Source organism: Streptomyces sp. A5-4 (assembly GCF_051131715.1).
Lineage (GTDB): Bacteria > Actinomycetota > Actinomycetes > Streptomycetales > Streptomycetaceae > Streptomyces.
In genome coordinates this window covers 2,864,450-2,883,995 of the sequence record NZ_CP178591.1, presented here as the reverse complement: position 1 = coordinate 2,883,995, position 19,546 = coordinate 2,864,450, and the positions used below count along the sequence as shown (strand labels likewise).

The following is a 19,546-nucleotide window of genomic DNA, read 5'->3' as shown; positions in this document are numbered from 1 at the left end:
CCCGCCCGCCCAGCCGTTACGCTGGACCCGTGGCAGTCGTCGATGTATCCGAAGAGCTCAAGTCCCTCTCCTCGACCATGGGGTCGATCGAGGCCGTCCTGGACCTCGACAGCCTGAGGGCCGATATCGCCGTGCTTGAGGAGCAGGCCGCCGCGCCGTCCCTGTGGGACGATCCGGACGCCGCGCAGAAGATCACGAGCAAGCTTTCGCACCTGCAGGCCGAGGTCCGTAAGACGGAGGCGCTCCGCAGCCGGATCGACGACCTGCCGGTGTTCTTCGAGCTCGCCGAGGCCGAGGACGACGCGGACACCCTCGCGGAGGCGGAGACCGAGCTCATCGCCGTCCGCAAGGCGCTGGAGGAGATGGAAGTACGGACGCTCCTCTCCGGCGAGTACGACGCGCGTGAGGCCCTCGTCAACATCCGCGCCGAGGCCGGTGGCGTCGACGCCTCCGACTTCGCCGAGCGTCTCCAGCGCATGTACCTGCGCTGGGCCGAGCGGCACAACTACTCCACCGAGGTCTACGAGACGTCGTACGCCGAAGAGGCCGGTATCAAGTCGACCACCTTCGTCGTCCGGGCGCCGTACGCCTACGGAACGCTCTCCGTCGAGCAGGGCACGCACCGGCTCGTCCGCATCTCGCCCTTCGACAACCAGGGCCGTCGGCAGACCTCCTTCGCCGGCGTCGAGGTGCTCCCGGTCGTCGAGAAGACCGACCATATCGAGATCGACGAGTCCGAGCTGCGCGTGGACGTCTACCGCGCCTCGGGCCCCGGCGGACAGGGCGTCAACACCACCGACTCCGCGGTGCGACTGACCCACGTCCCGACCGGCATCGTCGTCTCCTGTCAGAACGAGCGCTCGCAGATCCAGAACAAGGCCAGCGCGATGAACGTCCTCCAGGCGAAGCTCCTTGAGCGCCGCCGCCAGGAGGAGAAGGCCGAGATGGACGCCCTCAAGGGCGACGGCGGCAACTCCTGGGGCAACCAGATGCGTTCGTACGTCCTGCACCCGTACCAGATGGTCAAGGACCTGCGTACGGAGTTCGAGGTCGGAAATCCGCAGGGTGTTCTCGACGGCGAGATCGACGGCTTCCTCGAAGCGGGAATTCGCTGGCGCAAGCAGCAGGAGAAGTAAACCTCGCTTTGTCGACACGACAACTGGCGCCCTTGGGGCGCCAGTTGCCGTTTGTGTCACAGTCGCGCCCCTGTGCGGTGGGCAAGTGTTCCCATTTCGGGCATTGCTCGCGCAACCTCCTTGACGAGCTTCTTATTTCTGGCGAGGCTGACGCGCGGCATGCGTATGTACTGGGGCGCGTGTGATCCCGGGGAATGTCAACATCCCCAGCGGCTGTCGCCCTAGCGCTGCTCCACTGACGAATTCAGCTACTGGGGGTACCACACAGATGACGAAGAAGACGCGGATCCGTGTTGCACGGATAGCCGCCGGCGCGGTGATTGCCGCCGGTGCGTCGCTGACCGCCGCGGGCGCCGCTCAGGCCGTCGGTTTCGGTACCGACACCAGCGTGGACACGGGCGTTGTCGACATCGGCCTCGGCCTCGATGTGAACACCATCGAGGGTGGCGACAACGCCGGCACGGTAGCGGGTGGTGTCGATGCCGGTCCTACGGGTGGCGGCGAGACGGGCACGACCGGCACGACCGGTACCACGGGCACGACGGGTACCACGGGCACGACCGGTACCACGGGCAACACCGGAACGACCGGTACGACCGGTACGACCGGTACGACCGGCACGACCGGTACCACGGGCACGAGCGGCAACACCGGCACGACCGGAACTACGGGCACGACCGGTACCACGGGCACGACCGGTACGACGGGCACGACCGGTACGACGGGCACGACCGGTACGACGGGCACGACCGGTACGACGGGCACGACCGGCAGCACCGGCACGACCGGAACCACGGGCAACACCGGCACGACCGGAACTACCGGCAACAGCGGTACCACGGGCACAACCGGCAACTCCGGCACCACGGGCACGACCGGCAGCAATGGCGGCAATACCAGCACCACCGGTGGTGACAGCGACGGCGGCGACACCGGTACCACGGGCACGACCGGCAGCACGGGCGGTGACACGACCGGCGGTGGCGACACCGGCGGCACCAGCACCGGCGGTGACACCGCGGGTGGTGCGACCGGCGGCAACGACGGCACCGACACCGACAGCGTCGGCTCGCAGCCGGTCCAGCAGGGCGAGGCCAAGGAGGAGCTCGCCGAGACGGGCGCCGCCGAGACCTCGTTCCTGCTCATCGGTGCCGCGACGATGATCGCCGGTGGCATCGGCTTCCGCATGCTGCCGCGCCTGGTCAGCGGCCGTACCGCCGCCTGAACCAGGTAGAAGTCATGGACGTCGCCCGGACGCCGGCCAGGCGCCCGTAGGACGACCGGACGTACGGAAAGGGCCCGAAGCGCTCAGCGCCTCGGGCCCTTTCCTGTGCCGCTTCTCCGCTTCTTCAAGTCTCCGCCCCGTCCGGCCCGCGCCGCGCAGCGCCCTCAGGAGGCCCGTGGGGCGACGAGGGCGGCCGTTACGCGGTCTGGTGTGCCAGCAGGACCAGCGCGGCCACCAGCACCGCGAGCAGCGCCATGAGCGCGGCAGGGCTGAGCCCCGCCAGGGGCCCCTCCTGCTGGAGTCGCTGCCTGCTGGCCCGGCACACCTGGCAGCGGCCCTCGTTCACGGGCGCCGCGCAGTTCGCGCACACCAATCGGTCGTAGGTCATGCGCTGTCCTCCTCCCGCGCGGCGGAGCCGCAGCCGTGCACCCTCGGCCGTGTAGCCGTACCCATCAACGGTCTACTCCGCTCAACGCTCCGGGAAACGCCACCGTTCCCCCTTCCACTGTGCCAGCTCCCACACGTTCCGGCGCGCCCCACCGGCGTGCGACCGCTCTCCCGGGCCGGGAAGCAGCCAGGAGCGTACGTAGATCCGTGATAAAACGCCCATCCCAGGACGCCGACTGCGCGGGCCCCTCCGGGTCGCGTATGGTCACGCTCACCTACTCCCGGCGACCGTGGTGCACCCGTGATCCGATTCGACAATGTCTCCAAGACTTACCCGAAGCAGAACCGCCCCGCTCTCAGGGATGTTTCCCTTGAGGTCGAGAAGGGCGAATTCGTCTTCCTCGTGGGCTCTTCCGGCTCGGGCAAGTCCACTTTCCTGCGGCTGTTGTTGCGCGAGGAGCGCGCCAGCCACGGCATGGTGCACGTCCTGGGCAAGGACCTCGCGCGCCTGTCCAACTGGAAGGTGCCGAGCATGCGCCGCCAGTTGGGCACCGTCTTCCAGGACTTCCGCCTGCTCCCCAACAAGACCGTCGGGGAGAACGTCGCGTTCGCGCAGGAAGTCATCGGCAAGTCGCGCGGAGAGATCCGCAAGTCCGTACCGCAGGTCCTCGATCTCGTCGGTCTCGGCGGCAAGGAGGGCCGGATGCCCGGTCAGCTCTCGGGCGGTGAGCAGCAACGCGTGGCGATCGCCAGGGCCTTCGTCAACCGGCCGATGCTGCTCATCGCGGACGAGCCGACCGGAAATCTCGACCCGCAGACCTCCGTCGGCATCATGAAGCTGCTGGACCGCATCAACCGCACCGGCACCACTGTGGTGATGGCGACCCACGACCAGCAGATCGTCGACCAGATGCGCAAGCGCGTCATCGAACTCGAGAAGGGCCGCCTCGTGCGCGACCAGTCTCGGGGCGTCTACGGATACCAGCACTGAAAGGACGCCATGCGCGCCCAGTTCGTCCTGTCGGAGATTGGCGTCGGTCTCCGTCGTAACCTCACGATGACCTTCGCGGTAGTCATCTCTGTCGCCCTCTCCCTCGCCCTCTTCGGCGGCGCGCTGCTCATGCGCGAGCAGGTGAGCACGATGAAGGGCTTCTGGTACGACAAGGTCAATGTCTCGATCTTCTTCTGCAACAAGAACGACGCGGAAACCATCCCCAAGTGCGCCAAGGGAGCGGTCACCAGCGAGCAGAAGGCGCAGGTCAAGTCCGACCTCGACAAGATGGACATCGTCAAGAGGGTCGACTACGAGTCGGCCGACCAGGCGTTCAAGCACTACAAGGAGCAGTTCGGGGACTCCTCGATGGCCGACACCATCACCCCGGACCAGATGCAGGAGTCCTTCCGCGTCAAGCTGGAGGACCCGGAGAAGTACAAGGTGGTCGCGACCGCGTTCGCCGGCCGGGACGGCGTGCAGTCCGTCCAGGACCAACGCGGCATCCTCGACAACCTCTTCGAGCTGATGAACGGCATGAATGTGGCCGCGCTCTGCGTGATGGCCCTGATGCTTGTCATCGCGCTGATGCTGATCGTCAACACCGTGCGCGTATCGGCCTTCAGCCGACGGCGTGAAACGGGGATCATGCGGCTCGTCGGCGCGTCCAGCTTCTACATCCAGATGCCGTTCATCATGGAGGCCGCGTTCGCGGGCCTGATCGGCGGCGTGTTCGCCTGCGGGATGCTGCTCGGGGGGCGGTACTTCCTGATCGACCACGGGCTCGCGCTCGCCGACAAGCTGACTCTCGTCAACTTCATCGGCTGGGACGCGGTGCTCGCGAAGCTGCCGCTGGTGCTCGCCATCGCACTGCTGATGCCCGCGCTCGCGGGCTTTGTGGCGCTGCGCAAGTACCTGAAGGTGTGACATGAGCCCCGGGCGCCGTCCGAGCATCAGCTCGTACGGCGCCCTCCGCTTGTCCTAGACTCCTCGGCATGCAGGGCCCGGAAGACAGCCTCCAACCCCGTGGGATCCGCCGCGGGGCGGCCCTGACATTGATCTTCGCCACCGTGCTGGTCACCGCGGTCGCCACCGGCTCCTGGGAGCGCGCGGACGGAACGCAGTCCGCCGAGCAGCGCCCCGCCTCCCGCTCGGCCGCCGCGACAGCGGACCGTGAAGCGGTCGCCGACGCGGCGGCCGAGGCGATGGCCGACGGAAAGTCCGGCAAGGAGGCGGCCGAGGAGGTCGTCAGCCGCAGCGGGGACCGCTGGGGCGCGGTCTACGACCCGGGCGAGTACGAGGAGTTCGAGCAGGCCCTCGACGGCGAGTACACGGGCGTGGGGCTGTGGGCCAAGCGCACCCGCGAAGGCCGCATCGAGGTGTCCCGGGTGCAGCCCGGCGGACCCGCCGAGCGGGCCGGGGTCAGGGCGGGCGACCAGCTCCGCACGATCGACGGCCACCGGGTCGAGAAGCGTCCTGTCACCGAGGTCGTGAAGCTGCTGCGGGGGAAGAAGGCGGCGAAGCCGGGCACCTGGGTCGCGCTCGGCCTCCAGCGCTCCACGCGCGCGTGGAGCGAGACGGTGCAGCGGGCCCGGCTGGACACCGAGGCCGTCACGGTCGAGCGGCTCCCGTACGGCGCGACCCTCATCAAGGTGGCGTCCTTCACCAAGGGCTCGGGCGAGCAGGTGCGCGAGGCGGTGAAGAAGGCGCCGCGCGAGCACGGCCTCCTCCTCGACCTGCGGGGCAACGGCGGCGGGCTGGTCACCGAGGCCGTCACCGCGGCCTCCGCCTTCCTCGACGGTGGCCTGGTAGCCACCTACGACGTGCACGGTGAGCAGCGTGCCCTGTACGCGGAGCCGGGCGGGGACACCCGGAGACCCGTTGTCGCGCTTGTCGACGGCGACACGATGAGTGCCGCGGAGCTCGTCACGGGGGCGCTCCAGGACCGCGGTCGCGCGGTCACTGTGGGATCACGCACCTTCGGCAAGGGCTCGGTCCAGATGCCGAGCCGACTGCCCGACGGTTCGGTCGCCGAGCTGACCGTGGGCCACTACCGCACTCCGGCGGGCCACAGCGTCGACGGCCGGGGCATCAGCCCGGACCTTTCGGTGAGCGAGAAGGCCCAGCAGAGGGCCCAGACAGTATTGAGTGGCCTCGGGGGAGGGTCTTAGTGCGAAAATGGTCGCACTATGGCTAAGGAACAAGGGCGCAAGATGATCGCGCAGAACAAGAAGGCGCGACACGACTACCTCATCATCGACACCTACGAAGCCGGCATGGTCCTGACCGGCACTGAGGTGAAGTCCCTGCGGCAGGGGCGCGCCTCGCTGGTGGACGGCTTCGTGCAGTTGGAAGGCAACGAGGCGTGGCTGCACAACATCCACGTACCCGAGTACACCCAGGGGACCTGGACCAATCACTCCGCGCGCCGCAAGCGCAAGCTCCTGCTGAACCGGATCGAGATCGACAAGCTCGCGGCGAAGTCGCAGGAGACCGGCCACACGATCGTGCCGCTCGCGATGTACTTCAAGGACGGCCGGGCCAAAATCGAGATCGCGCTGGCCAAGGGCAAGAAGGAGTACGACAAGCGTCAGACGCTGCGCGAGAAGCAGGATCTGCGGGAGACGAACCGCGCGATCTCCGCGGTGAAGCGCAAGGAACGGAGCTGACCGACCGAGCCCACGCCGGGCCGGTCAGGAATGCGCTGGCCCCGTCGTGCGTTGGTCACGTACGATGGGCACTGCACACCACCACTGGTGGGGTGCGGCACCACAAGCACCACCTTGAAAAATCAACATGGGGATGATCGGTTTCGACAGCGGATGTCGAGGCAGGGGAAGCGAGTCGAGGAAGCGGCAATGATCTCGTTAACCATATGTCGCAAACTATAATCGCCGATTCCAAGCGCGATTCCTTCGCCCTCGCTGCCTAAGTAGCGACTGCGTGAAGTGTCAGCCCAGGGGTGTTCCCGACCTGGATCCTGGCATCATCAAGGGAACTAAACCACTCGGTCCGGTCACGGGATCGGGTGGGAAATCAAACAGTGACTGAGCCCGTCGGAGACTTGTCCGTGTGATCTCCGGGGCCGAGAAAAGCGAAGCGGACTGCACTCGGAGAAGCCCTGGTTCTGCACCGTTGGACGCGGGTTCGATTCCCGCCATCTCCACAATTCCCATGTGAGGCTCAGGCCCCGCTGCCGTCAAGGCAGCGGGGCCTTTGTCGTGTCCGCGTGCGCATCGTGTCCGCGTGTGCGCCCGGCCGGGGGAGGCGTCCCCACGGGGAGGTTATCCAGCCAAGTGAATGATACCCATTTGCCCGATTCTTCTTCGGGTGGGGAGGCGTCGGGCCGGCGCCGCGGTATCCGGGGGCCCGAGGTGTCCAGGGGGTTGGGCCGAGTGATGCGGAACCGGTGCCGACCGGTCGGGAGCAGGTCTGAACCGGTCGGGAGAAGTGTCGAACCGGTCGCCGCGAAGGGCCGACGCTACGGTCGGTGATCGATCCCGGGCTGCTGTAGCCGATATCACCTGGGTGCCGAAAAGGGTGGTGGCATACCGCATTTTATGCACTAAACGGGCTGATGTTGCCTCCGTGGTAAGGGCTCAAATGGCGTGAAGTGACTACCTCCACGTGACGAGCCGACGTTGATATGTCACTGAACCTCAACAACAAGTGACACGGCAGTCCTCCCGTCCCCGGGGTGCGCTACATTCATGGCCCGGGTGCGGTGGTAGGGGGCGCTCGGAGCGGGTGGGGGCCTGGTCCGACGGCAGATTCTCGGGCAGTCGTGTGCGCACCCCGCATCATTTTTTCCTGTGGGGGCGTGTGTAAAGCTATGGAATTTTGGCGTGAAAGTGCCCTGGACGGGCGTGCTCATGATCCGAACGAGATGACGGTCCAGCTGGACGGCCTCGGCCGGATGGCGGCGGATCCGCAGGTGGATCCGACGACAGTGTCAGGAGCCCAAGAGGGCTCCGACGGGCCGGTGTTCGTCGACGAGAGCGGCCGTAGGAGCAGGAAGTTCCGGCGGGTCGGCTGGGTGCTCGCCACCGTCTGCGCCTGCTACGCGATCACTCTCGTCGCAGCCCTGATGGGCGGTACCTCCAAGGCACCCTGGCTTCCGATACCCGGACTCGCCGACGAGAAGCAGAAGGCGGACACCGCCGAGGTGGCCCCGGTCCCCGACGTCGATCCGCTGCCCTCCGGGGCGACCCCGGGTGCGACGACCGGTGTGAGCCCCGCGGGCCCGGCCGGCACCGATCCGCTGCCGCCCCCGGGCAAGGGCGCGAGCAGTGCGCCCGCCGCGTCCCGGCCGGGCGCCGCCGCCTCGGGGACCACCGGGCCCCCGGACCGCAACGCCCCGCCGCCGGCCGTCGATCCGGGTGCGGACCCGGGCGCCGCCACCGGTGGTACCGCCCCCGGGCCCGGCACCGGCACCGGGGGCACCGGCCCCGGCACGGACCCGGCCCCCGACCCGGATCCCGCGCCCGACCGGGACCCCGGCACCGATCCGGGCGCCACCACCGGGGGTACCGGTGGCACCGATCCGGGCACCGGCACCACGGACCCGGACCCCGCCGCGGGCGGCACCAGTGCTCAACTCGCCCTGAAAGGCCCGTAACAGAGATGGCAACCCAGGGCGCTCCCCAGGGCAGGCGCGCCACCCGCGCCCATCGCAGCCGGCGCACCGTACGGCGCCGTATCCCCATGCGGTATCTGCTGCCCTCGCTCTTCCTGGTCGCGTTGCTCGCGATGCTGATGCTGCGCGGCTACGTACACAGTGAGATCCTCGCCGACCACCGGGTCCGCCCTCCGGCGCCCATCGGCCATGTCCCCGAGGACATCCTCGCGGGCGGGCCGGTCATCGACGCGCGGAACGCGCAGGCGCCCAAGGCGCTGAGCATCCCCGAGCGCAAGCTCGTGCTGACCTTCGACGACGGGCCCGACCCGAAGTGGACGCCCAAGGTCCTCGACAAACTCAAGGAGTACAAGGCGCACGGCGTCTTCTTCGTCACCGGCACCATGGCCTCGCGCCATCCCGGTCTGGTCGAGCGCATGGTGCGGGAGGGCCACGAGGTCGGGCTGCACACCTTCAGCCACCCCGACCTCTCCTACCAGTCGAAGTCCCGCATCGACTGGGAGCTCACCCAGAATCAGCTCGCCATCGCGGGCGCCGCCGACATCCGCACCTCGCTCTTCCGGCCGCCCTACTCCTCGTTCTCCGACGCCCTCGACGACAAGTCCTGGCCGGTCACCCAGTACATCGGCAGCCGCGGTTACATCACGGCGTTCAACAACACCGACAGCGAGGACTGGAAGCGCCCCGGCGTCGAGGCGATCATCGAGCGCGCCACACCCAAGGGCACCGAGGGTTCGATCGTGCTGATGCACGACTCCGGCGGCGACCGCTCGCAGACCGTCGCGGCCCTCGACCGCTTCCTGCCCGCGATGCAGGAACGCGGCTACACCTTCACCCACCTGACCGGGGCGCTCGGCGCCCGCTCGGCGCACACTGCGGTCACCGGCCCCGAGCTGTGGAAGGGCAAGGCGTGGGTCTACGCCGTGGGCCTGTCCGAGAAGACCACCGGCGTGCTCGTCATCGGCCTCGCCGTCATCGGCGTGCTGGTCATGGCGCGCTTCGGCCTGATGCTGCTGCTGTCCTTCCTGCACGCCCGCAAGGTCCGCAGGCGCGACTTCAGCTGGGGCCCGCCGGTCACCCGGCCCGTGTCGGTGCTGGTCCCGGCGTACAACGAGCGCGAGTGCATCGCCAACACCGTCCGCTCGCTGATGGCCGGCGAGCACCCCATCGAGGTGATCGTCATCGACGACGGCTCATCGGACGGCACCGCGGACATCGTCGAGGCGCTGGGCCTGCCGAACGTACGCGTCGTACGCCAGCCCAACTCCGGCAAACCGGCCGCCCTCAACAACGGTCTCGCGCACGCCCGTTACGACATCGTCGTGATGATGGACGGTGACACCGTCTTCGAGCCGGCCACCGTCCGCGAGCTGGTCCAGCCGTTCGGCGACCCACGGGTCGGTGCGGTCGCGGGCAACGCCAAGGTCGGCAACCGCGACTCGCTGATCGGCGCCTGGCAGCACATCGAGTACGTGATGGGCTTCAACCTCGACCGCCGCATGTACGACCTGCTCGGCTGCATGCCGACGATCCCCGGCGCGGTCGGGGCCTTCCGGGCCGACGCCCTGCAGCGCTTCGGCGGCATGAGCGAGGACACCCTCGCCGAGGACACCGACGTCACCATGGCCCTGCATCGCGACGGCTGGCGCGTCGTCTACGCGGAGAAGGCGCGCGCCTGGACCGAGGCGCCGGAGACCGTGCAGCAGCTGTGGTCCCAGCGCTACCGCTGGAGCTACGGCACCATGCAGGCGATCTGGAAGCACCGCCGCGCCGTCGTCGAACGCGGCCCGTCGGGACGCTTCGGGCGGGTCGGTCTGCCGCTGGTCTCGCTCTTCATGGTGCTCTTCCCGCTGCTGGCCCCACTCATCGACGTGTTCCTGCTGTACGGACTGGTCTTCGGCCCCACCCAGCAGACCGTCGTGGCCTGGCTCGGCGTCCTCGCCGTGCAGGTCGTCTGCGCCGCGTACGCGTTCCGGCTCGACCGCGAGCGCATGATCCACCTGATCTCGCTGCCCCTGCAGCAGATCCTCTACCGCCAGCTGATGTACGTCGTCCTGCTCCAGTCCTGGATCACCGCGCTGACCGGCGGCCGGCTGCGCTGGCAGAAGCTGCGTCGTACCGGTGTGGTCGAGGCGCCCGGCTCCATCCCGAGCCAGCGGCAGCGCAGGACCGAGAAGAGGCCCGTCGCATGACCCCCGGCACCACCGGCTTTCCCGCCGCGTCCACCCAGACACCCGGCACGGTCGCCGCGCCGGCCGAGGCCGCCGACGCCCCGGTGGCGGCGCCCCGGCCCGGCCGGGACCGCTACCTCGACGTGCTGCGCGCCGTCGCGCTGCTGCGCGTCGTCGTCTACCACGTCTTCGGCTGGGCCTGGCTGACGCTGCTCTTCCCGTCCATGGGCGTGATGTTCGCGCTCGCCGGCTCGCTGATGGCGCGCTCGCTCAAGCGGCCCGCCGCCGGTGTCATCCGCGGCCGGATCCGGCGGCTGCTGCCGCCCATGTGGGCCTTCGCCGTCGTCGTGCTGCCGATGATGTTCTACCTCGGCTGGGGGCCGGTGAAGGAGGACGGGGTCTGGTGGTTCCTCAAGCTGGCCAACTACCTCTTCCCGGTCGGCGCCCCGCCGTACCCGTGGCACAGCGGTGACCAGGCCGGTCTGCTCGAATCCACCTGGGCGGGCCAGGCCGTCGGGCCGCTCTGGTACATCCGCACCTACCTGTGGTTCGTCATCGCATCGCCCGTGCTGCTGTGGGCGTTCCGCAGGCTGCCGTGGGTGACACTGCTCGCCCCGCTCGGCGCCACCGCCGTCATCGGCACCGGACTGGTGACGATCCCCGGTGAGGCCGGCAACGCCATCGGCGACTTCGCGGTCTACGGCTCCTGCTGGATCCTCGGCTTCGCCCATCACGAGGGCATGTTCCGACAAGTCCCGCGCTACATCACGGTGTCGGTGGCCGCGGCGGTGATGGCCTTCGGCCTGTGGTGGGCCTCGGGGCATCTCACCGCGGACGGCTGGGACCTCAACGACATCCCGCTCGCCCAGGCCGCCTGGTCGTTCGGCTTCTGCGTGATCCTCCTCCAGTACTCCCCGTCCTGGCAGGAACTCCCGCGCAGGCTGGCCAGGTTCGACCCGCTGATCACCCTCGCCAACAACCGCGCGGTGACGATCTACCTCTGGCACAACCTGCTGATACTGTCGACAATCTTCGTCATCGACCTCCTCTTCGAGATCCCGGGCGTCGACCCGACGTACTCCGGCCTGATCGAGGACTGGTACACGGTGTTGATGGTGATCGCCGTCTGGCCGCTGATCGCCCTGATGATCGTCGCGGTCGGATGGGTGGAGGACGTCGCGGCCAAACGCCGGCCGCGCCTGTGGCCGGACGGGCGGACACGCGGCCGGGCGGCCCCCGCGCGGGCGCGCTCACACCGGCACTGACCGCCGGGTGAGAGCAAGGTTTCGCCCCGGTCACCTGCGGCCACGGGCCTGAAATCCGCCGTCCCTAGCGTCGCTTCCACGACCCGATACCCGTGGAGGCGCGCATGGCAGGCCGGTGGATCGAACAGTGGGATCCGGAGGACGACACCTTCTGGAGGAGCACGGGCGAGCGGATCGCCCGGCGCAATCTGCTCTACTCCGTGCTCTCCGAGCACATCGGGTTCTCCATCTGGACCCTGTGGTCGGTGATGGTGCTCTTCATGGGGCCCGAGTACGGCGTCGACCCGGCCGGGAAGTTCTTCCTGATCGGCACGGCCACCCTGGTCGGCGCCGTCGTCCGGGTGCCGTACACCTTCGCCGTCGCCCGCTTCGGCGGACGCAACTGGACCGTTTTCAGCGCCTTGTTGCTGCTGCTGCCGACCGGCGCGGCCTGCGCGGTGATGGAGCCCGGCACCTCGTACACGACGTTCCTGCTGGTCGCCGCCCTCACCGGGGTCGGCGGCGGCAACTTCGCGTCCTCCATGACCAACATCAACTCCTTCTTCCCGCTGCGCAAGAAGGGCTGGGCGCTCGGCCTCAACGCGGGCGGCGGCAACATCGGCGTACCGGTCGTGCAGCTCGTCGGGCTGCTGGTCATCGGGGTGGCCGGGGCCGGCCACCCCCGGATCCTGCTCGGCCTCTATCTGCCGCTGATCCTGGTCGCGGCCGGGTGCGCCGCGCTGCGGATGGACAATCTGGCGCCGGTACGCAACGACACCGGGGCCGCGAAGGCCGCCGTACGCGATCCGCACACCTGGATCATGGCGTTCCTGTACATCGGGACCTTCGGCTCCTTCATCGGCTACAGCTTCGCCTTCGGGCTGGTGCTGCAGACCCAGTTCGGCCGCACACCCCTGCAGGCCGCCTCGATCACCTTCGTCGGGCCGCTGCTCGGCTCACTGATCAGGCCCGTCGGCGGCATGCTCGCCGACCGCCACGGCGGCGCCCGCATCACCCTGTGGAACTTCGCCGCGATGGCCGGCGCCACCTCCGTCGTCGTGTACGCGTCCATGACGGAGTCGCTGCCGGTGTTCCTGGCCGGCTTCACCGCGCTGTTCGTCCTGACCGGGCTCGGCAACGGCTCGACGTACAAGATGATCCCCGCGATCTTCCAGGCCAAGGCGCTGGCACAGGGCATGTCGGGCGAGGCCGCCGCGGCCTACGGGCGGCGGCTCTCTGGGGCCTCCATGGGGCTCATCGGGGCGGTGGGCGCGCTCGGCGGGCTCGGCATCAACCTCGCCTTCCGGCAGTCCTTCCAGAGCGCGGGGACCGGCACCGCGGCCTTCGGCTGCTTCCTCGCCTTCTACGCCGCGTGCTTCGCCGTCACCTGGGCGGTATACCTTCGCCGGCCGACCGACGTACCGGCGAAGCCGCAGCTCACCTATGCGGAGGTGTGATCGACCAAGGTCCGTAACGGGTGGGAAATACTGGGGAACCGAGCCCGTCATGTGCCATTGACAGGCTCGGCTGTCCGCACCACCAGCAGAGCGGGACGAGAGCCGGGTACCCCAAATGTCCGCCACACCCGAAGAACACGCAGCCCACGGGCCCCTCGCCGGCTTCACCGTCGGCGTCACGGCGGCGAGGCGCGCCGAGGAACTGGGCGCGCTGCTGACCCGGCGCGGCGCGGCCGTCCTGCACGCCCCGGCGCTGCGGATCGTCCCGGTCGAGGACGACAGCGAGCTGCTCGCCGCGACGAAGGACCTGATCGACAACGCGCCCGACGTGGTGATCGCCACGACCGGGATCGGCTTTCGCGGGTGGATGGCGGCGGCCGACGGCTGGGGGATCGGCGAGGCCCTCCTCGGCCGACTGCGCGACAGCGAACTCCTGGCCCGCGGGCCCAAGGTCAAGGGCGCCGTCCGCGCGGCGGGCCTCACCGAGGAGTGGTCCCCGGCCTCGGAGTCCATGGCCGAGGTGCTCGACCGGCTGCTGACCCAGGGGGTCGACGGCCGCCGGATCGCGATCCAGCTGCACGGCGAACCGCTGCCCGGCTTCATCGAGGCGCTGCACGACGCGGGCGCCGAGGTCGTCGGCGTGCCCGTGTACCGGTGGATGCCGCCGCAGGACATCGCGCCGCTCGACCGCCTCATCGATGTGACCGTCGCGCGCGGCCTGGACGCCCTGACCTTCACCAGCGCCCCGGCCGCCGCCTCCCTGCTGTCGCGGTCCGAGGACCGTGGGCTGCTGCCCGAGGTGCTCGCCGCCCTTCGGCACGACGTCCTGGTGGTCTGCGTGGGGCCGGTCACCGCGCTGCCGCTCCAGGCGCACTCCATCGACACCGTCCAGCCCGAACGCTTCAGGCTCGGCCCGCTCGTCCAGGCCATCTGCCGCGAACTGCCCGCCCGCGCCCTGACGTTGCCCGTCGCCGGCCACAGCTTCGAGATCCGCGGCCACGCCGTGGTGCTGGACGGCGAGCTGCGGCCCGTACCGCCCGCCGGCATGGCCCTGCTGCGAGCCCTGGCCCGTCGCCCCGGCTGGGTCGTCTCCCGCGCGGACCTGCTGCGCGCCCTGCCGGGCTCCGGCAAGGACGAGCACGCCGTCGAGACGGCGATGGCCCGGCTGCGCGCCTCCCTCGGCGTCCCCAAACTCATCCACACCGTCGTCAAACGCGGCTACCGGCTGGCTCTCGACCCGGCGGCGGACCCGCAGGCCGACACGCGGGCCAGTACGAAGTACTCGGCCGGCTGAGGGGCCGAAAGCGGAGCGGTGGCAGGGGTTCCGGCTTGTGGCGCGGCCGGGCACTCTGGGTGGGACGACACCCACCGGTAACCCCCGAGGCGGTGACACGCGCATGACGGCGGCCACGGGCTCCTGCGCATTACGGTTCGACTCCGGACGGCTCTGTCTGGACCTGGTGGCGACCGCGGCGCCGCCGGACGAGCAACTCGACGGCAGTGGGCGGCTCGGGGAGTGGCTCGTCGGCGCGGGTCTCGTGCCCCCGGGCTCCGCGCTCGGCGCGGTGGACGCGCGGTGGGTGCGCCGGTTCACCGAAGCGCGCGCCCGCGTCGCGGAGTTGGTACGCGCCGAGCTCGGCGGACGCACCGCCCCACTCGCGCTGGACCACGTCAACCAGCTGGCGGCCGACCCGCCGCCCGGCATCCGCGCCGTGCGCGCCGCGGACGGCACCCTGGTCAGGGTGCTCAGCGGCGCCCCCCAGTGCGCGGCGCTGCTGGCCGCCGTCGCCCGTGACGCCGTCGACCTGCTGACCGACCCCGAGGCGCGGGCCCGGCTGCGCCAGTGCGAGGGCGACAACTGCCACCGCCTGTACCTGGACACCTCCCGTGGGCGGCGCAGGCGTTGGTGCTCCAGCGAGGTGTGCGGCAACCGGGAGCGGGTCGCGCGCCACCGCCGCCGGGCCGTCGCGGCACGGGCCTGACCAGCACCTCGTAAAAGATCTTGAAATTGTTTTGAGTGGATCGGCGCACGGGCCCGTAGTGATGGGAGAGGGAGCCAGCCAGGGTCTCGACCAGGAGGTTCGTGTGCGCAAGGATGCGGCCGTGGCCGATGACCGCCCGCACAGGGCACGACATCGAAGTGTGGGACCGCGCGTCGAAGGGCCGACTCCCGACGAGGAGCTGATGCGTGCCCTTTATCGCGAACATGCCGGACCGTTGCTCGCCTACGTACTGCGTCTGGTGGCCGGCGACCGCCAGCGCGCCGAGGACGTGGTGCAGGAGACGCTCATCCGCGCATGGAAGAACGCCGGACAGCTCAACCGGGCCACCGGCTCCGTACGACCCTGGCTGGTGACGGTCGCCCGGCGCATCGTCATCGACGCCCACCGCAGCAGGCAGGCCCGGCCGCAGGAGGTCGATCCGTCGCCACTGGAAGTCATGCCCGCGGAGGACGAGATCGACAAAGCGTTGTGGCTGATGACCCTCTCCGACGCTCTCGATGATTTGACTCCCGCTCACCGGGAGGCACTTGTCGAGACGTACTTCCGAGGACGTACGGTGAACGAGGCGGCCGAGGTTCTCGGTATACCCAGCGGGACCGTCAGATCCCGGGTCTTCTACGCACTGCGCTCGATGAAGCTCGCGCTCGAGGAACGAGGGGTGACGGCATGACCACGCAGGACCGGCACTCCGAGCACGACGCCGTCGGCGCGTACGTGCTGGGCATCCTGGACGACGCGGACGCCACCGCCTTCGAGGCGCATCTGGCGGGCTGCGAGTTCTGCGCCTCCCAGCTGGACGAGTTCGCGGGCATGGAGCCGATGTTCGCCGCGCTCGCCGAATACCCGGGCCCACCCGCACGTGTCACCCCGCCGAGCCCGCAGCTCCTCGACCGGCTCACCGGTGAGGTCGCGGCGGGACGCGCCCGGCGGAAACGACGCGGGATGTATTTGGTGGCGGCCGCGGCCGTGCTGGTCGTCGGCGGTCCCACGGTCGCGATCGAGGCGACCTCGGGCGACGACGCCGGGCGCAACAACGTCGCCGGACCCCACCCCACCAGCCCCGCCGAGGACGCCTTCTTCAACCACATGGAGGAGAAGGTCGACGCGACCGACGCCGCCACGAAGGTCAGTGCCACCGTCGGTATGGAGAAGAAGGGCTGGGGCACCCACACGGTCCTTGAGCTCAAGAATGTGAAGGGCCCGCTGAAGTGCAGCCTCATCGCCGTCTCGAAGAGCGGCGAGGAGGAGACGGTGACCACCTGGGCCGTCCCGAAGTGGGGCTACGGCATCCCGGACAGCGCCAACGAGGCCGCGAAGAGCCCGCTGTATGTCCACGGCGGCGCGGCCATGGATCGTAACGACATCGACCACTTCGAGGTACGGACGTTCGACGGGAAGCGGCTCGTCGAGGTCGAAGCCTGACATAACCATCCATTGCGCCGGTTCGGACAGGTGCAGACCGGGGCTCCCTTCGCGTACGGTTGACGGCTGCTCGCAGCACGTCAGAAGGGGGCCTCGGTGGCCGTACAGGATGCCGCTGTCGATTCCGTTGATTCCGTAGCCGATTCCGCTGTGGAACCGGTACGCGAACGCGAGATCGGTGTCGAACAAGCACATCTGGACCAGGTGTACCGCCGTCTTGAGGAGAAGATCCACGAGGCGGAGTTCCTCATGAACGACGCCGCCCAGCGCGGCCAGGTCGGCACGCCCGGCGCACTCGCGGAACGCGACGCGCAGGTCTTCCGCGCCGGAATTCACCTCAACCGGCTCAACAACGAGTTCGAGGACTTCCTCTTCGGACGCATCGACCTGCTGCGCGGGAAGGACGGGCAGAAGGGCCCGGACGGTGCGTTCACGTCGGTCGACACGGCCGACGACGCGGTACGCCCCGACAACACGGCCGACATCGCCGAGACGCTGCACATCGGGCGCATCGGCGTACTCGACTCGGACTACAGCCCGCTGGTCATCGACTGGCGCGCGCCGGCCGCCGCGCCCTTCTACCGGTCCACGCCCAAGAGCCCGGGGCGGGTCGTACGGCGCCGGGTCATCCGGTCCAAGGGCCGCAGGGTGCTCGGCGTCGAGGACGACCTGATGCGCCCCGAGCTGACCGCGACCCTGGACGGCGTCGGCCTGCCCGTCATCGGCGACGGCGCCCTGATGGCCGCACTGGGACAGGCCCGCAGCCACACCATGCGCGACATCGTCTCGTCCATTCAGGCCGAGCAGGACATGGTGATCCGGGCTCCGGCCGCCTCGGTCACCGAGGTCTCCGGCGGTCCCGGCACCGGCAAGACCGCCGTGGCGCTGCACCGCGCCGCGTACCTCCTCTACCAGGACCGGCGGCGCTACGCGGGCGGCATCCTCGTCGTCTCGCCCACGCCCCTGCTCGTCGCGTACACCGAGGGCGTGCTGCCCTCGCTGGGCGAGGAGGGCCAGGTCGCGATCCGCGCGGTGGGCTCGCTGGTCGACGGGGCCGAGGCCACGACGTACGACGAACCGAACATCGCCCGCGTCAAGGGCTCGTCGCGGATGCTGAAGGTGCTCCGCAAGGCCGCCAGGGGCGCCCTGGAGCTCCCCGCGAAGGCCGTCATCGGGCAGGAGGGGCAGCTCCCCTTCGGCGACGAGGAGGAGCAGGAGCCCGGCGCCGGCACGCCCACCCTGCTGCGGGTCGTCGCCTTCGGCGCCCGCGTCGAGCTGGACGCCGGCGACCTGGACCGCATCCGGCAGTCCGTGCTCGGCGCCACCACGCCCGTCAACCTGCTGCGCCCACGGGCCCGCAAGCTGCTCCTCGACGGGCTGTGGTCCAAGTCCAGCGGGCGCCACCGCGCCGCCGAGTACCAGCGGACGGACCACGAGCTGGCCGCGGAGCTGCGCTCGGGCTTCGACGAGGACGTCTCCACGGAGACCGCGTTCATCGACTTCCTGAACGCCTGGTGGCCCGAGCTCACCCCGCGGCGGGTGCTCGCCGCGATGGGCGACGAGCGGCAGCTGGGCCGCTGGGCCCGCCGCATCCTGACCACGCGCGAGATCAGGCAGCTGGCCCGGTCGCTGGGCCGGCTGGACTCCGAGGGCAAGGGCCCCCTGTCGGTCCACGACGTGGCGATGCTCGACGAGCTGGAGCTGCTGCTCGGCACTCCGGCCCGGCCCAAGCGCAAGCGCGAGTACGACCCGCTGGACCAGCTCACCGGCCTTGAGGAGCTGATGCCGCAGCGCGAGGAGACCCAGCGGGAGCGGGCCGAACGCCTGGCCCTGGAGCGCACCGAGTACGCGCACGTCATCGTCGACGAGGCGCAGGACCTCACGCCCATGCAGTGGCGGATGGTCGGCCGCCGCGGCCGGACCGCCACCTGGACGATCGTCGGCGACGCGGCGCAGTCCTCGTGGTCCGACCCGGAGGAGGCGGCCGAGGCCCGCGACGAGGCGCTCGGCTCGCGCCCCCGCCGCGGGTTCACGCTCACCGTGAACTACCGCAACCCGGCGGAGATCGCCGCACTGGCGGCCAAGGTCCTGGCGCGCGCGATGCCGGGCATGGAGTCGCCGTCCGCGGTGCGCTCCACGGGCGTGGAGCCCCGCTTCGCGGTCGTACGGGACAAGGACCTGGCCCGGACGGTCCGCGAGGAGGCCCAGCGGCTCCTGGACCGGGTGGACGGCACCGTGGGTGTCGTCGTCGCCATGAACCGGCGCGCGCAGGCACGCAAATGGCTGGCGCCGCTCGGCGGCCGGGTCGTGGCGCTCGGCAGCCTGGAGGCCAAGGGTCTGGAGTACGACGCCACGGTCGTGGTCTCGCCCGCCGAGATCGGGGACGAGTCCCCGGCGGGTCTGCGGGTGCTCTACGTGGCGCTGACGCGCGCGACGCAGCAGCTCACGGTGGTGTCGCAGGAGCGCGACCGGCCCGACGCGGACGGGGTGCCGGACCTGCTGAGGGACCGGCCGGGAGATTGATTCGGAGCCGATCCGCGATGGGGGAATCACTTCCCGGGGTGGTTTGTTAGTCTGGGTGTGGCGCCGATTCGATCCAAGCCCCCGGGCCCAACCTTCGTCGCTTCGAGCGACCACTTGCCGCGAGGCGAGCATGGCGGGTCGGTGCCACTCACAACTTCATAGAAAGGCCCGCGTCACCCCAGGGTGGCGCGGGCTTTTTGCGTGCCCGGGGCGAGGCAGTGCGTGCCCGTCGAGTGCCTCTGAGTGACCGGTGCGCGTCCGGGGTTCCGCTGGACGGATCATCTCTCGTATGGTGGAAAACAGTTTCCGAAAGCGGAATGAGCATTACCTGCTACCGGCAGGTAGGTGCGA

The 19,546-nt window shown here is 69.8% G+C and carries 16 protein-coding genes and 1 other RNA gene; 16 read left to right on the top strand and 1 reads right to left on the bottom strand.

The window, feature by feature from the left end:
• The first annotated feature begins 29 nt into the window (after positions 1-29).
• Both prfB and ACLLJJ_RS13345 read left to right on the top strand, forming a co-directional pair.
• Positions 30-1,136, top strand: coding sequence for a peptide chain release factor 2 (gene prfB / locus ACLLJJ_RS13350; protein WP_434590326.1), 1,107 nt, complete (start codon positions 30-32; stop codon positions 1,134-1,136).
• 268 nt (positions 1,137-1,404) lie between these two features.
• A complete protein-coding gene (locus tag ACLLJJ_RS13345; RefSeq protein ID WP_434590323.1) occupies positions 1,405-2,361 on the top strand; it encodes a hypothetical protein in 957 nt (318 codons plus the stop codon).
• A 196-nt stretch (positions 2,362-2,557) separates the two neighbouring features.
• On the opposite strand, the gene ACLLJJ_RS13340 is transcribed toward ACLLJJ_RS13345, so the two are convergent.
• The gene (locus ACLLJJ_RS13340) at positions 2,558-2,749 is read right to left on the bottom strand and encodes a hypothetical protein (RefSeq protein ID WP_283516072.1); all 192 of its coding nucleotides are present in this window, start codon (positions 2,747-2,749) and stop codon (positions 2,558-2,560) included.
• A 300-nt stretch (positions 2,750-3,049) separates the two neighbouring features.
• On the opposite strand from ACLLJJ_RS13340, the gene ftsE reads away from it, so the two are divergent.
• The 14 genes from ftsE to ACLLJJ_RS13270 all read left to right on the top strand — a co-directional run bounded on the left by ftsE (position 3,050) and on the right by ACLLJJ_RS13270 (position 19,195).
• Positions 3,050-3,739, top strand: a complete 690-nt coding sequence (gene ftsE, locus ACLLJJ_RS13335; RefSeq protein WP_434590320.1) for a cell division ATP-binding protein FtsE — start codon at positions 3,050-3,052, stop codon at positions 3,737-3,739.
• A gap of 9 nt (positions 3,740-3,748) precedes the next feature.
• Positions 3,749-4,666 (top strand): permease-like cell division protein FtsX, encoded by a 918-nt coding sequence (ftsX, locus tag ACLLJJ_RS13330; protein WP_434590317.1) that lies wholly within the window; start codon positions 3,749-3,751, stop codon positions 4,664-4,666.
• A gap of 68 nt (positions 4,667-4,734) precedes the next feature.
• The gene (locus tag ACLLJJ_RS13325; protein WP_434590316.1) at positions 4,735-5,910 is read left to right on the top strand and encodes a S41 family peptidase; all 1,176 of its coding nucleotides are present in this window, start codon (positions 4,735-4,737) and stop codon (positions 5,908-5,910) included.
• Between the two features lie 18 nt (positions 5,911-5,928).
• A complete protein-coding gene (gene smpB, locus ACLLJJ_RS13320; RefSeq protein ID WP_283516068.1) occupies positions 5,929-6,408 on the top strand; it encodes an SsrA-binding protein SmpB in 480 nt (159 codons plus the stop codon).
• 129 nt (positions 6,409-6,537) lie between these two features.
• Positions 6,538-6,908: a transfer-messenger RNA gene (ssrA, locus tag ACLLJJ_RS13315) on the top strand.
• Positions 6,909-7,625: 717 nt separating this feature from the next.
• On the top strand, positions 7,626-8,357 hold the full coding sequence (locus ACLLJJ_RS13310; RefSeq protein ID WP_434590313.1) for a hypothetical protein: 732 nt from the start codon (positions 7,626-7,628) through the stop codon (positions 8,355-8,357).
• A gap of 86 nt (positions 8,358-8,443) precedes the next feature.
• Positions 8,444-10,567, top strand: a complete 2,124-nt coding sequence (locus ACLLJJ_RS13305; protein ID WP_434600401.1) for a bifunctional polysaccharide deacetylase/glycosyltransferase family 2 protein — start codon at positions 8,444-8,446, stop codon at positions 10,565-10,567.
• Positions 10,564-11,811, top strand: a complete 1,248-nt coding sequence (locus tag ACLLJJ_RS13300) for an acyltransferase family protein (RefSeq protein ID WP_434590310.1) — start codon at positions 10,564-10,566, stop codon at positions 11,809-11,811. Before ACLLJJ_RS13305 ends, ACLLJJ_RS13300 begins: the two co-directional genes overlap by 4 nt.
• 104 nt (positions 11,812-11,915) lie before the next feature.
• Complete coding sequence (locus ACLLJJ_RS13295; protein WP_434590307.1) at positions 11,916-13,247, top strand: nitrate/nitrite transporter; 1,332 nt, start codon at positions 11,916-11,918, stop codon at positions 13,245-13,247.
• A 115-nt stretch (positions 13,248-13,362) separates the two neighbouring features.
• Positions 13,363-14,541, top strand: a complete 1,179-nt coding sequence (locus ACLLJJ_RS13290) for a uroporphyrinogen-III synthase (RefSeq protein WP_434590304.1) — start codon at positions 13,363-13,365, stop codon at positions 14,539-14,541.
• A gap of 103 nt (positions 14,542-14,644) precedes the next feature.
• Positions 14,645-15,229, top strand: a complete 585-nt coding sequence (locus tag ACLLJJ_RS13285) for a CGNR zinc finger domain-containing protein (protein ID WP_434590302.1) — start codon at positions 14,645-14,647, stop codon at positions 15,227-15,229.
• Positions 15,230-15,290: 61 nt separating this feature from the next.
• The gene (locus ACLLJJ_RS13280) at positions 15,291-15,920 is read left to right on the top strand and encodes a sigma-70 family RNA polymerase sigma factor (RefSeq protein WP_434590299.1); all 630 of its coding nucleotides are present in this window, start codon (positions 15,291-15,293) and stop codon (positions 15,918-15,920) included.
• Positions 15,917-16,672 (top strand): anti-sigma factor family protein, encoded by a 756-nt coding sequence (locus ACLLJJ_RS13275; protein ID WP_434590297.1) that lies wholly within the window; start codon positions 15,917-15,919, stop codon positions 16,670-16,672. Before ACLLJJ_RS13280 ends, ACLLJJ_RS13275 begins: the two co-directional genes overlap by 4 nt.
• A 96-nt stretch (positions 16,673-16,768) precedes the next feature.
• The gene (locus ACLLJJ_RS13270) at positions 16,769-19,195 is read left to right on the top strand and encodes a HelD family protein (protein ID WP_434590295.1); all 2,427 of its coding nucleotides are present in this window, start codon (positions 16,769-16,771) and stop codon (positions 19,193-19,195) included.
• The last annotated feature ends 351 nt before the right edge of the window (positions 19,196-19,546 follow it).

Excerpts from the sequence above, each read along its gene's own strand:
- ACLLJJ_RS13325 (WP_434590316.1), top strand. The coding sequence starts at position 4,735 with ATGCAGGGCCCGGAAGACAGCCTCCAACCCCGTGGGATCCGCCGCGGG.
- ACLLJJ_RS13295 (WP_434590307.1), top strand. The coding sequence starts at position 11,916 with ATGGCAGGCCGGTGGATCGAACAGTGGGATCCGGAGGACGACACCTTC.
- ACLLJJ_RS13290 (WP_434590304.1), top strand. The coding sequence starts at position 13,363 with ATGTCCGCCACACCCGAAGAACACGCAGCCCACGGGCCCCTCGCCGGC.
- ftsX (WP_434590317.1), top strand. The coding sequence starts at position 3,749 with ATGCGCGCCCAGTTCGTCCTGTCGGAGATTGGCGTCGGTCTCCGTCGT.
- smpB (WP_283516068.1), top strand. The coding sequence starts at position 5,929 with ATGGCTAAGGAACAAGGGCGCAAGATGATCGCGCAGAACAAGAAGGCG.
- ACLLJJ_RS13285 (WP_434590302.1), top strand. The coding sequence starts at position 14,645 with ATGACGGCGGCCACGGGCTCCTGCGCATTACGGTTCGACTCCGGACGG.
- ACLLJJ_RS13345 (WP_434590323.1), top strand. The coding sequence starts at position 1,405 with ATGACGAAGAAGACGCGGATCCGTGTTGCACGGATAGCCGCCGGCGCG.
- ACLLJJ_RS13310 (WP_434590313.1), top strand. The coding sequence starts at position 7,626 with ATGACGGTCCAGCTGGACGGCCTCGGCCGGATGGCGGCGGATCCGCAG.
- ACLLJJ_RS13305 (WP_434600401.1), top strand. The coding sequence starts at position 8,444 with ATGCGGTATCTGCTGCCCTCGCTCTTCCTGGTCGCGTTGCTCGCGATG.
- ACLLJJ_RS13300 (WP_434590310.1), top strand. The coding sequence starts at position 10,564 with ATGACCCCCGGCACCACCGGCTTTCCCGCCGCGTCCACCCAGACACCC.
- ACLLJJ_RS13275 (WP_434590297.1), top strand. The coding sequence starts at position 15,917 with ATGACCACGCAGGACCGGCACTCCGAGCACGACGCCGTCGGCGCGTAC.
- ACLLJJ_RS13340 (WP_283516072.1), bottom strand. The coding sequence starts at position 2,749 with ATGACCTACGACCGATTGGTGTGCGCGAACTGCGCGGCGCCCGTGAAC.
- ACLLJJ_RS13280 (WP_434590299.1), top strand. The coding sequence starts at position 15,291 with ATGGGAGAGGGAGCCAGCCAGGGTCTCGACCAGGAGGTTCGTGTGCGC.